A 14,097-nucleotide genomic window follows, 5' to 3' on the forward strand; every position below is an offset into this window, starting at 1 on the left:
TGCTAAAAACTCTGTGATTTCTACATTCATAACTTTGCTTTTTGTTTATGATTTGTGTTCATATTAGGTGATAAATAATTGATTCTAAATTTTCTTTAAGAACTGCATCCTCTAGTAAAATACTACATTTCCAAACGCTTAGCCTTTAAATCCAATTCTTTTAAATCAAATTTTATATCGATTATTGCTCCCTCTGCTGTTCTGTTTGCTATATCTAGAATGCCGCAATGTTCTTCGACTATTCTTTTAACTATAGCAAGCCCTACTCCCATACCTTTACTGCTGGTCGTAACATAGCTTTCGGTAGCTTTGCCTATTAGCTCAGGCGGGAATCCTTTACCGTTATCCATTACAATAACGCTAATAAAATCGTCTTTAACATCTATAGTAACTTCTATTTTCCCGGATTCTCGTCCTTCTATTGACTCTTCTGCGTTTTTCAATAAATTGATCATAACTTGATTTATTTGGGTAGCATCACACATAAAATCAAATTGTTCTACGTTAGACTCAAATTTATACAAAATATTATCATTAAGTAATTTACGTGCTTCAACAATATGTTTAACTAAATAAACTAATTCACTCTTCGTAAATTTAGGAGCAGGAAGACGTGCAAAAAGAACAAATTCGGATACTATATTTTTAATATCGTTAGTATGGCGAATAATCATTTTTAAATAATTTTCAAATTCTACCCTTTCCTTAATTTCAGGGCTAAATTTCTTCAGCAATCTTTCAGAAGCAAGTAAAATAGGAGTTAACGGATTCTTGATTTCATGGGCTACTTTTTTTGCAACATCCGACCAAGCCATAGCCCTCTGTGCTATAACTAAATCACGCTGCTGGCGAGAAAGCTGCTTAATCATTCTATTAAATGCCACATAAAGCGTGCCTATTTCGTCTTTATCTACTTCATTTTCAGGCACTTGTACTGTTAAATCGCCGTCTTTAACGTTATCGGTTGCAGTAACTAATTTTTTAATAGGTTTTACTATTTTAGCAGTAAATATAACCCCGAAACTTATAGCTACAAAAAGAAGTAATAAGGCAATAAAGATAAACATTATAGAGAACTTAATCTGTATATTATCTATTTCATTTTTAAGGCTATTATACTCGGCAGCTGCTCCGTTAGTTGCATCTACATGGTCGATAATTTTATTATCTACTAATCTACCAACTAATAAATACACATCATTATACTCTTTTAATTTAATCAGCATTCTTATTTTGGTTGGATCGGATTTTACTTCCACCAGTTCACCTAAATCCGCTTTTTTTATTAAATGTGCAGGGATAGTTGCAAATGATAATGAAAAACTTAAATAACTATTAGCTACTATAGTATTAGTAGATTTGTTTAAAACTATAGCCTCATCAAGCGAACGCATCTCTGCTTCAGTATTAAGTGTTTTAGTAAATAAAGCGGGATTGTGAATTAAATCGTAATACATATCGCTTAAATCTTCAGCAACGGCTAAAGCCGTTTCTTTTAGCTGTAATTTATGCTCGGCAATATAAGATTCTGCAACTATCACGGATTGATCAAGAACCGTAGAAATCTTCTTATCAAACCAAGCTTGAACACTAAGATTAAAAAAATAAACAGAAAATACCGAAACAATTATAGTTGGAATAGCTGCAACTAAACTAAAGGCAATTACAATACGATTTTGTAATTTAGAACTATCGTTATTATTATTTTTAGTAAAAAATTTTTGAGTTAGTAAAACACCTAAAATTAAAAAAATTGCTAAATCAACTAATAAAAATCCAATAATCGTACTAAAATTCTTTGATTCTAAAGATATCACATAAAAAGTAGCACAAGCAAAAATAATAGCTGCTGTTGCTAAAGTAAAAATTAGTACTCTACTAGAAAAATAAGAATGTAAATTTTGTTTAAGATAACTAAGCATAGATACTGTTTATATGACTATAACAGTTCTTTATAACATAAAAAAAAGCTAATTGAAAATATTTCAAGTTTTAAGTGCCTTATTGTCATTTCGGCAAAAGCGGGGTGTTGTTGCATTGATTGTTTTTATGTCATTCCCGCGGAAGCGGGAATCCAGTCAAACATATAAAAACTTGTTTTTTTTATTATATTTATTTCATCAAATACATAAAATTTTGTATGGCTATTTTTTGGATTCCTGCTTTCGCAGGAATGACATCTTGAACGTTCACACATGGTCAAGCAACTAGATGACAATAAAAAAAGCTAGCAATATTAATATTTCTAGCTTTATATTTAGTATGAAAATTGTTTGCAATTTTATTCATCAAACATTTTTTTACGAGCAAATTTTCTCTGTCTTCTTGCTGCTTCTTGTGCTTTACGCACACGCTTCGCTGAAGGTGTTTCATAATAACGCTGTTCTTTCATCTTACGAAAATAAAGCTCTCTTTGTAGCTTTTTCTTAAAATTCTTAAGCGTATTATCACAATTACCGGCGTGAACATTTACTAGTATCACTAAAATTACTCTCCTTAAAAGATATTGTGGTTTATTGAACTATACCCTATAATTCAGTTATATGTCAAGGTTAAAAATATGAGCATTCAAGAAGAACACCATATCAAAAAAATAAGCTTCGTGCAATCTTTATTAGAATTATTACCGTTTAATGAATGGAATAATAAACTACTCGAAGAAGCAGAAGAAAAATGCGGTTTTGCAAAAGGCTATAGCTTAATAGTTTTTCCAGAAGGTTTATCCGAAATAGTAGGATTCGTGGAAGAGTATTTAGATAAAATTATGCTAGCAAGCTTAAAGATAATAGCAGAACCATCAAAAATAAGAGAAAAAATATCTTTGGCCGTAAAGACTAGAGTCAAAACCGTACTTCCTATTATTCATAGTAAGAATGCCGCTTATTTTGCATTAAACCCAATACAAGGAACTGAAGTTGCATTCCGTAGTTGTGATGCTATTTGGCGTTATGCCGGTGATAAATCTTTTGATTTTAACTATTATACCAAAAGAAGCTTATTGCTCTCGGTTTATGTTTCATCTATTCTTTTTTATATCCAAGACGAATCGGAAAATTATATTGAAACCGATAAATTGATTGAGACTGCCGTAGAAAATATAGTAAAAACTTTCTTACAGATGAAAAAATTACTCGCCCCTTCAAAGATCCCCATAGTTAGAATGTTTACGTAGATATGCTTAATGGGTAATATTAACTCCATATCAAATATAAAAATGCTATTGAAACTTATAAATAAAGTTAATAATGAATTACATTTAATCACTTGTCATAAGACTGTAAAAGAAGCTCAAGCATTGTTTAAACAACATGGTTCTAAATCAGCATCATTGGTTGATGAATTTTTAAAACAGAAATATCAAGAAGCGAATAAAGAAAATTCTAAATTTTAACTTGTAACCCAATAATGTCTTCTCATAACAATAATTCTTGATTCTTCTTCCTTGATGGCTTTACTTGCGGAAGAAAAAGGACAAGAAAAAATTATCCGATATATACAGCAGACAAAGCTTGGGCTAGTTTACAATTAAGTTGCAATATTGTTTTGCTTCGCTAATTCACATAATATGAAAACTCAATTTAAAAAAGAATGTTCTAATAAAGAACATGATAGAACATTAGTTAATAATCAAGTTATCCCTATAAGTTATTTCGGTGAAAATTCAAAAACACTAAAGATACTGTTCTCTGAATAATTTAGAGATTCAAGAGAAGATAAATGATGACAAATATTATTCTTATAAAACAGAAAAGAAATATGTAGGTTTAAAAGAAATCGCCTATACCACAGAACAACAATATTTAGAAAAAGAGCTTATGGAAGAAACTAAACAAATCGAGCCGAAGCCAATATATACTTATCCACCTAGGAAAAAATTAAAAACTTATGATGATATTTCTTTAGTAAAACCAATTTACATATCCAACTATAAATTATAACGTATGTATAAGGCAAATTAAGGGCTATGAGCCAATTTATAAAAAAGCACTGATAGAGGAAGAGATGCAAGTGAAAAAATTTAACGAAGTGAAATATAATGAAGATATAATAGTATAAAGATAACAATAAAGAATTTAATATTTAAAATCTGTGATTTGCTAGCTCTTATGAAAACTATTAATTTAGAGCAAAAACAAAAGCTCCTACTAAATTTAAGTAATAAAGTAGAAAAGTGATCTAAAGCACAGTGCCTTAGCAATTTAACAAAATATACTAGAGTTGAAGTAATGTTTAAATATTTAAATGAAGAGTGGCAGTATTTAGGATACGAAGCACAAATATTATCCGGCTTATGAAGCTGAAACGATAGGTAGTAACTAATAGTGAAATGAATTGAGTTAGACAAAATTTCTATATCATCTTTTAATCTGTAATACACCTTATTACTTTCTTAAATACCTTAAAAATTCTTGTATTATGACCTCTCTTGCATATAATGAAGATATTTTTAAAAATAATTTCTAAAATAATGACAAATACTAAATATTATCCTGAAGTTAGCTCGAATGCTGATTTTGCAGGCTTAGAGCGAGAGATACTAAAATTTTGGCAAGACAATAATATATTCCAAAAATCTATTGATGATAGGAACGGAGAGTCAGAATTTATTTTTTATGACGGCCCGCCTTTTGCAAACGGTTTGCCGCATTACGGTCATTTGCTTACCGGCTTTATGAAAGACGTATATGCTAGATACCAAACCGTAAAAGGTAAGAAAGTCGAGCGTCGCTTTGGTTGGGACTGTCACGGTCTTCCTGCTGAAATGCAATCAGAGAAAGAACTTGGCATTTCAGGACGTCTTGCAATAGCTAATTTTGGTATAGAGAAGTTTAATGCACATTGCAGAGCTTCGGTAATGAAATATGCTAATGATTGGGAAGAATATGTAACTCGTCAAGCAAGATGGGTGGATTTTAAAAATTCTTATAAAACGATGGATAAGAATTTTATGGAATCCGTACTTTGGGCATTTAAGGAGTTATATAATAAGGGGTTATTGTATGAATCTATGCGGGTAATGCCTTATTCTTGGGCATGCGAAACACCGCTTTCTAATTTTGAAACAAGACTTGATAATTCTTATCGTGAGCGAGCCGATAAAGCTGTAACGGTGAGTTTTGTACTATCTCATCCCGTGGCTACGACCACAGGATCTTTTAAAGAATACCGTATACTCGCTTGGACGACAACACCTTGGACATTGCCGTCAAATTTAGCCTTAGCAGTCGGTAGTGATATAGATTATGCATTAGTCCCTAAAAATGATGTTTGTTATATAATAGCTGCCTATTCCGTCTCTAAATATGCTAAAGAATTAGGACTTAGCGGTGAAGAAAATTTTGAGATAATTAAAGGCTCAGAACTTCAAGGATTGAACTATAAATCTTTATTCGACTATTTCGAGAATCATCCAAACAGCTTCAAGATATTTGCAGGCGATTTCGTGGTTGAGGGTGACGGCACAGGAGTCGTACATATGGCTCCAGGCTTTGGTGAAGATGACCAAATACTTTGTGAATCGAAAGGTATTGAGCTTGTTTGTCCTGTTGATAATAGCGGTAAATTCACTAAAGCAATTCCTGATTTAGAGGGCTTACAAGTATTTGATGCAAATGACAAAATAATAATCAAACTGAAAGAGCAAGGAAATTGGCTAAAAACCGAGCAGTATATTCATAATTATCCTCATTGCTGGCGAACAGATACGCCTCTTATATATAAGGCTGTTCCGTCATGGTACGTAAAGGTTACGCAATTTAAAGATAGAATGGTAGAGTTAAATCAGCAAATTAACTGGATACCTTTCCATGTTAAAGATAATTTATTTGGTAAGTGGCTTGAAAATGCCCGTGATTGGTCGATAAGCCGTAATAGATTCTGGGGAACGCCGCTGCCTGTATGGAAGTCCGATGATCCAAAATATCCACGCATAGACGTTTACGGCTCTATAGAGGAATTAGAGAAAGATTTTGGTGTTAAAGTTACTGATTTACATCGTCCGTTTATCGATGAACTGACAAGACCAAATCCCGACGATCCAACCGGTAAATCAACAATGCGTAGAATAGAAGACGTGTTTGATTGCTGGTTTGAAAGCGGTTCAATGCCATATGGGCAAGCCCATTACCCTTTTAAAAATAAAGAGTGGTTTGAGGATCATTTTCCGGCTGATTTTATAGTTGAGTATTCAGCTCAAACACGCGGATGGTTTTATACTTTAATGGTGCTATCTACCGCTTTATTTGATCGCCCACCGTTTTTAAATTGTATATGCCACGGCGTAATTTTAGACTCTACAGGTCAAAAACTTTCAAAGCGTCTTAATAACTACGCCGATCCGCTGGAGCTATTTGATAAATACGGCTCTGACGCTTTAAGAGTTACGATGTTATCTTCAAACGTTGTTAAAGGTCAGGAACTATTAATTGATAAAGACGGCAAAATGGTATTTGATACGCTTCGTCTATTTATCAAACCTATATGGAATGCTTACCATTTCTTTACGATGTATGCTAATGCCGATTCGCTTAAAGGCAAGCTTAATTTTAGCTCTAAAAACGTACTTGATGTTTATATATTATCTAAGCTTAAAATAGCCGTACAAAAAATTGAAGAGAGCTTAGATAATTTCGATACGCAAACAGCTTATCATGCAGTTTCAGAATTTTTTAAAGTTTTGAATAACTGGTATATAAGACGAAGCCGAGCTAGATTTTGGAAAAGCGAAAAAGATACAGATAAGCAAAATGCTTATAATACTCTATATTCATGTTTAGACACCATGGCTATTGCGATGTCGGCACTAGTGCCTATTATTTCGGAAGCGATATATAAGGGATTACGTCATTGTGAGGAGCGTAACGACACGGCACTCTCAGGAAAATCAAACGTCATTGCGAGGAAAGACACAAGTCTTGACAAAGCAATTTCAAGAGTATCTCATAAGATTGCCATGGCACTTTCAGTGCCTCGCAATGACGCGATTAGCGTACATCTCTGCAACTACCCTACTCTCTCAGACTTTGAAATAAATCACGAGCTGGTTGCTACTATGGATAACGTGCTTGATATTTGCAGTAATAGCCTATTTATCCGAAGCACTGAAAATATCAGGGTAAGGCAGCCACTTGCTAGCATAGCTATTATCAGTAAACATAATAACAACCTCAAAGATTTTGAAGATTTAATTAAAGATGAAATTAATGTTAAGGCGGTAATTTATCGTGACGATCTAGAGAATTACGCAAGCAAAAAACTATCGATTAATTTCCCAATGCTTGGTAAACGTTTGCCGCATAAAATGAAGGAGATTATAGCCGCTTCTAAAAAAGGTGAGTGGGAAGCTATCACAGGCGGTTTAGCTATATGCGGTGAAACCTTAAATAGTGACGAATATAAGCTAGTTTTAGAGCCGTATTCACATATCAAAGGAGCAGCAAGTTTTGAGAATAATAGTAGCTTGTTAATACTTGATTTAGAGCTAACACCTGAGTTAATAGAAGAAGGATACGCAAGAGACATTGTACGCTTTATACAACAGGCTCGCAAAGATGCCGATTTCTCTATCACTGACAGGATTTTAATTGAGATAATAAGCGAGTTTAATTTATCTAAGATAATTGATAATTATGGAGACTTTATTAAAGAACAAACTTTAGGCGAGTTTGCTAAAAATTTCACGCCTGATTATATAAGTAAAGTAGAATTAGAGAACCATCAAATACAACTTAAAGTTAAGAAATCGTAAATTATTTTACTATCAATTAAGATGTTGATAATTTACTTAGATTAATCTATAGTACGCACGCTATAAATTAATTTAAGGTAAATTATCATGCACAACTCCTCCACAGCTCCAGGGGGTTCTCAAATTAAAAGAACTACTAAGCCAGAACTACTAAAACAGAAAATGTAATAACTCTAGGGTATTTAAAACAATATTTTGATGCGTTTCATCCTAAAGACGGGACAGCATTAAATATTATAGCTAGCTTAGGTGATCCGAATTTAAATAAAAATCTCATGGAAGACCTTATATCGCAAGGTGTAAAATAAATACAAAGCATTAGAATTTGCACTTAAAAACAATAATGCACAAGCTGAATATTTACTTAATCATCTTAAGTTTGAACCTAATCCCAGCCTAATACAAGCAATACACAATAAAAGTTTAATTTTAGTAAAGTATTTTGTAGAAGAAAAAGGAGTGAATGTAAATTTTAGTCATTATGGTTCTAATACACTAAATGTTACTGCCGGTTTGGAAGCACCTTACAAAATAGACATTAAATGTGATCTTTTAATAAAAGGAGCAACTTATTTAAATACAACCTTAGAAGAAGCAGCACAAGGTGGTCAAAATGTAAACGATCTTCATAAGCAAAGCTTTTTTAAAGCAATAAACGAAAATAAGCTTGAAGTAATTAAAAAATTTGTTGAAATATACGGTTTTGATATTAATACTGAATATCGTTTAACACACCATTAAGTACCGCAAATTTAACAAATAGAAAAGAAATTGCAAAGTATCTTTTATCTAAAAATGCTAATCTAGATGTAGCCCTAGAAGTAGCAATAATATACGGTAATTTAAATGCGGTAAAAACATTATTAGATGCAGGGGTAACGATTAACAGCAATACAGATGTATCACCTTTAATGCTTGCATCAGAGTATGGGCAGGTCACAATAGTAAAATATTTACTTAAACACGGTAACTATAATGTTAAAGGATGGGAAAAAGATAACTTACATAGCGATGTATCGTGTCAACTCACTCAAATCACTGAGATTTCTACATTGTGTGAAAAAGCTAATAATCCTAACCACCAATACATATTAGAGACGATATGAAAAACACGTATATCATCACATTATGACGGATATAAGAATTTATCATCAGAACAAATAAAGCAACAATTTTCTAAATTCAAAAAACAACTATCTAAAGATTTACAAAATTTCGCAGAAATTAAAGCACTGTTAGAAGATTATTCTAGCGAGAAGAAAATTCCAACAAATACAAATACTGTAGTAGAAGACTAGGGCTATGTTTCTGATTTTAAGGTTGAAACTGAAAAACCTAACACAGGCTCTAGGGTAGCACATACTCCTTCTAAATCAGGTATATTTCGCACTTTTGCCCTTGAGGGACTTGATGAAGAAACGTCTTTAGGCGGTGATATAAAAATATTTGATTCTGAGCTTTAATAATGTCATTCCTACGATAAGATTGCTTCATTGCCTGCTCTTATGTCATTCCTGCATAGACGTTGTTGCGTGGACCAGTTTCCTAATTATTACCCTGTGGCTTGTCCATGGGGTCTAGTTAAAAATACTAATAATATTAGTATTTTTCAACTAGATTGCTTAATCAAAACTTATAATTTTCCTCACAATGACGACAAAACCTCTTACACATTTATTAGATACATATATATTACCACGAAACATGAGAATCATATTTCATGGTAATATATACTTTTTTATAAAAAAATCTAATTAAAATACGGAGGAACCATGGCTCATCCAAATCTTACGGAAGGAAATAATTATTTTAGGAATGAGAAATTATAAAGAAGCTATAGACATGTATAGTAAAATACACAAAAGCTCTAATTATTATCAAGAAGCACAATATTATTTAGGAGAGCGTTACTTTAATCAAGAAGAATTTACAGAAGCTGTAGAGACATATAATAAGGTAAACAAAAATCATTATCTATTTGCTAGCTCAAATATTTCAGTTATTGAGAAAAATTTTGACTTAATTAATTCTAAATAAATGAATATAGTCTCCATTTTGTACTTCGTTGTTCGTTATCTTGCCTATTAATATATAGGCTCTACCCTTACGCTTGTCATAAAATGGAGCTGAGTTTACTATAGTAGCGAATTATAAGCGAAAGACAATATATTAGGTTCTGTGAAGGAAAATTAAATTAATCTATTTTTGCTCTTCTTTGCTGCAAATTATAAGATTGTTTTGAAATAGGAACAACTATTACTGCAAACATCTTATTAATTTTCGCTAAAAAATATCTGAAAATATAAATAATGGAATTATCCTTTACAGAATCTAATATATCAAGCAAATTCTAATAATACCTGCCCTCTTATAACATTATCCTTTTCATTAACAAAAATTTTAGCTATTTTTCCATCCCTTTCGGCAAGAATCAGGTTTTCCATTTTCATAGCAGTTAAAATCATAATTTCTTGTCCTGCCGTCACTTCCTGCCCTTCTTTCACCTTTATTGCAGCAATCTGACCGCTTAGAGGAGCTTGTAGTTCGGAGCTTTCTTCCACCACTACTTTTGAAACCATCAACGCTTCAAGTTCTGAGATACGAGGAGAGCGTACAAAGGCTTTTACGCTAATACCGGCATGCGATAATAAATAACCGGTTCTGATATTCTCAATTTTCACATTTGTCTTTTTACCGTTAATTATAGCCGTAAAAAGTTCATTACCTAAATTCCAGTTACTACGAATATATATTCTATCGCTTTCGTGACGTATATTATAGCCGTTTTCAACAGGTGTAATTAATACGGGAAATAGTTTATCATCGATAGTTACTACCCACCTTGTACCTATTTTGTTAGCCTGATTGTTAATATTGCCGGAAATTAAAGAAGCACGTCTTTGCTCCGATATATAAATAAAAATAGCCGTTGCTAAAAATACGGTAGTTACTTCTGAAGTTAGACTAGCTCCGGAAAAACCGTCAGGATATTCTTCTTGAATAAAGGCAGTAGAAATATCGCCGCTCACAAAGCGTGGATGTAACATTACCGCTTCTAAGAAACTGATATTATGAGCAATACCGTTAATTATATAAGAACTCAAAGCAGAATGCATTAGCTCAATTGCCTGCTCTCTTGTTTCACCGTAAGTACATAATTTTGCAATCATTGAGTCATAAAACATACTTACTTCGCCGCCAAGCCCAATCCCTGTATCTATACGGATATTAGGACTCTTTGCAGGTTCGGAATAAGCTATAATTCTACCGCTAGAAGGTAAGAAACCTCGGCTTGGGTTTTCGGCACAAATTCGTGATTCAAATGCCCAACCTTTTAATTTTACGTCATCTTGTGTAAATGATAATTTCTCGCCGGCTGCGATTTGTATCATCTCTTCAACGATATCTATACCGGTAATTAGCTCAGTAACAGGATGCTCGACTTGCAACCTAGTATTCATCTCTAAAAAATAGAAATTTTTATTGCTATCTACTATAAACTCAACGGTACCGGCCGAATAATATCCCACTTTTTGAGATAAGGATATTACCTGCCGATACATTTCTTGCCTTATATCTTCAGTAATAAAAGAACTTGGTGCTTCTTCGATTACTTTTTGATGGTGACGCTGTATTGAACATTCCCGCTCTCCGAGACATACACTATTGCCGTATTGATCGGCAATCAGCTGAATTTCGATATGACGGGGAGTTTGAATTAACTTCTCAATAAATAATCTATCGTCACTAAAACTATTGGCTGCTTCAAGCTTTGCCGACTCAAAAGCATTGGCCATTTCAGCGGGATTATTCACTACTCTCATACCACGCCCACCGCCGCCGGCAGCCGCTTTTACTATTACCGGAAAACCAATCTCTTTAGCAATATCTATAGCTTGTTTAACATCGTTTATAGTGCCCATATAACCTGGCACGGTGCTAACTCCGGCTTCTATCGCTATCTTTTTTGCTTCGATTTTATCGCCCATTTTTTTAATAGTTCCAGCACTCGGTCCTATTAAAACAACACCTTCTCTTTTAAGAATATTGGCAAAATTTGGATTTTCTGATAAAAAACCGTAACCTGGATGTACTGCACTTGCGCCACTTTCACGAATCGCCGAAATAATATTTTTAATAGATAAATAACTTTCCGTTGCAGGGGAATCACCTATATAATAAGCCTCATCTGCATGCTGCACATACATTGAGTTTGTATCTGCTTCAGAATATACTGCAACCGACTTTATCCCCATCTTTTTTAAGGTACGTATTATCCTAACGGCGATCTCGCTACGATTAGCAATTAAAATTTTATCAAATAACGGTTTATTCATAGTTTTTTATATCCTAATGTCACCCCGTGGCTTGACCACGGGGTCTTGTGTCACAGACTGTATTCTGAGATCCCATGGTCACGCCACGGGATGACAGCTAAAGCGGCAAATTATCATGCTTCTTCCAAGGCAGTTCTACTTTTTTAGTACGCAGGAAATTTAATGCCTTACATATTCGCCATCTGGTATTTTGTGGTCTTATAATATCATCCAAATATCCCCTAGATGCCGCAACAAAAGGCGAAGTTACTACTTTCCTATATTCATCGATTTTTTGTTTTTTAGCTTCAGGATTTTTACATTCTTCCTTAAATATTATCTCAGCTGCTCCCTCTGCCCCCATAACAGCGATTTCCGAATTAAACCAAGCATAGTTTATATCGCCTCTAAGATGCTTGGAGTTCATAACTATATAAGCACCTCCATAAGCCTTACGGGTAATTACAGTAATCTTCGGCACTGTAGCTTCCGCATAAGCGTATAACAGTTTAGCCCCGTGTTTAATAATACCGTCATGCTCTTGGGATGTACCAGGCAGAAATCCAGGCACATCAACAAGACTGACTATAGGAATATTGAAAGCATCACAAAATCTAACAAATCTTGCTGCTTTTCTTGACGCGTTTATATCTAAACATCCTGCTAAATGCAAAGGCTGATTAGCCACAAATCCTACCGGATAACCTTCCATATAACCAAAGCCAATAATTATATTCTTAGCAAAATCAGGTTGTAGTTCAAAAAATTCTCCCTCATCAACGATACGCTCAACAAGCTCTTTCATATCATAAGGCTTATTAGGAGTGTTAGGTATTAACGTGCTAAGAGACATATCAACTCTATCGGCAGGATCAACAGTCGAACGAACAGGAAGAGGACTACGATTGGATGACGGAAGGAAATTAAAGAATTTACGAATTTCAAGCAATGCTTCTATATCATTGTTAAATGCAAGATCGGCAACGCCGCTTTTAGTGGTATGCATCCTAGCACCGCCGAGCTTTTCTTGGCTTACTTCTTCACCCGTAACGGTTTTTACTACATCGGGACCAGTTACGAACATATAAGAACTATTCTTAACCATAAATATAAAATCGGTTAAGGCAGGAGAATATACCGCACCACCTGCACAAGGGCCCATAATTAGGGTAATTTGAGGGATGACACCCGACGCTAAAACATTACGCTGAAATAATTCACCGTATCCGGCCAGAGCATCAACCCCTTCTTGAATTCTTGCTCCCCCTGAGTCGTTAATACCGATTACGGGAGCACCGGTTTCTATAGCTTGATCGATAATATCACAGATTTTCTTAGCATGATATTCGCCGAGAGAACCGCCGAGTACGGTAAAATCTTGGCTATAAATAAATACCAACCTACCGTTTATCGTACCGTGTCCCGTTACAACGCCGTCACCTAAAAACTTTTTATCCTGCATCCCAAAATTATCGCATCTATGGGATACAAACATACCTGTTTCGGTAAAGCTATTCGGATCTAATAATACTTCTATGCGCTCTCGTGCAGTTAACTTACCTTTTTGATGTTGTGCGTTGATCCTAGCTTCACCGCCCCCTTGCCTTGCAATATTTCTTCTCTCATCCAGTAACTCAGGAGAGATTATATTACTTTGATTCATAGATTATTTATAGTTTTATTTTCCAAAACATCTATAATATAATATAATAATGCTAATGTGAAAAGATAATTATTTATGTCATCTACCAACTATATCAAAGAAGTACCGAAAAAAGCCAAATCACCGGCTAAATTTGATAATTTATCCACTGCCTTAAAAAAGAATTTACAAAGAAGAAAGAAAGTTAAAACGAAAGATACTACAAGCCAAGCTTTATCTGCATTACAAACAATAGTCAAAAATTACACTGATTCTACGGACGAAAACATTTCTCTTGTAGATGAATTAATAAAATCAAGATGCTTAGAAACAGAAAGTAAATAAGCACCACATTTGACATATTAATATAAATTGCTAATATTTGGGGAGTT

General features: G+C 33.8%; 13 protein-coding genes and 2 pseudogenes (1 of these 15 cut by a window edge). 10 read left to right on the forward strand and 5 right to left on the reverse strand.

Annotated features, from left to right (window positions below):
* The 3 genes from BTU51_RS08645 to rpsU form a co-directional block, all read right to left on the reverse strand.
* Positions 1 to 30 carry the beginning of a hypothetical protein gene (locus BTU51_RS08645; protein ID WP_012151101.1) on the reverse strand. 117 nt of this gene lie to the left of the window's left edge, so only the first 30 of its 147 coding nucleotides appear in the window; its start codon is at positions 28 to 30; the stop codon falls past the left edge of the window.
* A gap of 92 nt (positions 31 to 122) precedes the next feature.
* Positions 123 to 1,922: a sensor histidine kinase NtrY-like gene (locus BTU51_RS05400; protein WP_012151102.1), complete on the reverse strand. Its 1,800-nt coding sequence runs from the start codon at positions 1,920 to 1,922 to the stop codon at positions 123 to 125.
* Positions 1,923 to 2,281: 359 nt separating this feature from the next.
* Positions 2,282 to 2,482, reverse strand: coding sequence for a 30S ribosomal protein S21 (gene rpsU / locus BTU51_RS05405; RefSeq protein WP_012148483.1), 201 nt, complete (start codon positions 2,480 to 2,482; stop codon positions 2,282 to 2,284).
* A gap of 78 nt (positions 2,483 to 2,560) precedes the next feature.
* Here rpsU and BTU51_RS05410 point away from each other — a divergent pair, with 78 nt between their 5' ends.
* From BTU51_RS05410 to BTU51_RS05445, 9 genes and pseudogenes are all read left to right on the forward strand, one after another.
* Positions 2,561 to 3,172 carry a COQ9 family protein gene (locus BTU51_RS05410; protein WP_012151104.1) on the forward strand — a complete coding sequence of 204 codons (612 nt, stop codon included), beginning with the start codon at positions 2,561 to 2,563 and terminating at the stop codon, positions 3,170 to 3,172.
* Between the two features lie 9 nt (positions 3,173 to 3,181).
* Entirely contained in the window at positions 3,182 to 3,391 is a 210-nt protein-coding gene (locus BTU51_RS05415; RefSeq protein WP_012151105.1) for a hypothetical protein, read from the forward strand.
* A 174-nt stretch (positions 3,392 to 3,565) separates the two neighbouring features.
* A complete protein-coding gene (locus tag BTU51_RS09805) occupies positions 3,566 to 3,694 on the forward strand; it encodes a hypothetical protein (protein WP_014362393.1) in 129 nt (42 codons plus the stop codon).
* 774 nt (positions 3,695 to 4,468) lie between these two features.
* Complete coding sequence (gene ileS / locus BTU51_RS05425; protein ID WP_014362394.1) at positions 4,469 to 7,747, forward strand: isoleucine--tRNA ligase; 3,279 nt, start codon at positions 4,469 to 4,471, stop codon at positions 7,745 to 7,747.
* Between the two features lie 87 nt (positions 7,748 to 7,834).
* A pseudogene (locus BTU51_RS10015) lies at positions 7,835 to 8,055 on the forward strand (hypothetical protein).
* A gap of 151 nt (positions 8,056 to 8,206) precedes the next feature.
* Entirely contained in the window at positions 8,207 to 8,488 is a 282-nt protein-coding gene (locus BTU51_RS05435) for a hypothetical protein (RefSeq protein WP_012151108.1), read from the forward strand.
* A pseudogene (locus tag BTU51_RS10020) lies at positions 8,467 to 8,580 on the forward strand (ankyrin repeat domain-containing protein); the annotation flags it as partial. The gene BTU51_RS05435 and the pseudogene BTU51_RS10020, both read left to right, overlap by 22 nt.
* Positions 8,578 to 8,853 (forward strand): ankyrin repeat domain-containing protein, encoded by a 276-nt coding sequence (locus BTU51_RS05440; protein ID WP_080508227.1) that lies wholly within the window; start codon positions 8,578 to 8,580, stop codon positions 8,851 to 8,853. The pseudogene BTU51_RS10020 and the gene BTU51_RS05440, both read left to right, overlap by 3 nt.
* A gap of 709 nt (positions 8,854 to 9,562) precedes the next feature.
* Positions 9,563 to 9,784 carry a tetratricopeptide repeat protein gene (locus tag BTU51_RS05445; RefSeq protein WP_012151110.1) on the forward strand — a complete coding sequence of 74 codons (222 nt, stop codon included), beginning with the start codon at positions 9,563 to 9,565 and terminating at the stop codon, positions 9,782 to 9,784.
* A gap of 302 nt (positions 9,785 to 10,086) precedes the next feature.
* Here BTU51_RS05445 and BTU51_RS05450 read toward each other — a convergent pair whose 3' ends face one another.
* Both BTU51_RS05450 and BTU51_RS05455 read right to left on the reverse strand, forming a co-directional pair.
* Positions 10,087 to 12,084, reverse strand: coding sequence for an acetyl-CoA carboxylase biotin carboxylase subunit (locus tag BTU51_RS05450; protein WP_012151112.1), 1,998 nt, complete (start codon positions 12,082 to 12,084; stop codon positions 10,087 to 10,089).
* Between the two features lie 97 nt (positions 12,085 to 12,181).
* The gene (locus tag BTU51_RS05455) at positions 12,182 to 13,726 is read right to left on the reverse strand and encodes an acyl-CoA carboxylase subunit beta (RefSeq protein WP_004997890.1); all 1,545 of its coding nucleotides are present in this window, start codon (positions 13,724 to 13,726) and stop codon (positions 12,182 to 12,184) included.
* Between the two features lie 75 nt (positions 13,727 to 13,801).
* Here BTU51_RS05455 and BTU51_RS05460 point away from each other — a divergent pair, with 75 nt between their 5' ends.
* Positions 13,802 to 14,050, forward strand: a complete 249-nt coding sequence (locus BTU51_RS05460) for a hypothetical protein (RefSeq protein WP_012151113.1) — start codon at positions 13,802 to 13,804, stop codon at positions 14,048 to 14,050.
* Positions 14,051 to 14,097: the final 47 nt, after the last annotated feature.

Source organism: Rickettsia rickettsii (assembly GCF_001951015.1).
Taxonomy (GTDB): Bacteria; Pseudomonadota; Alphaproteobacteria; order Rickettsiales; family Rickettsiaceae; genus Rickettsia; species Rickettsia rickettsii.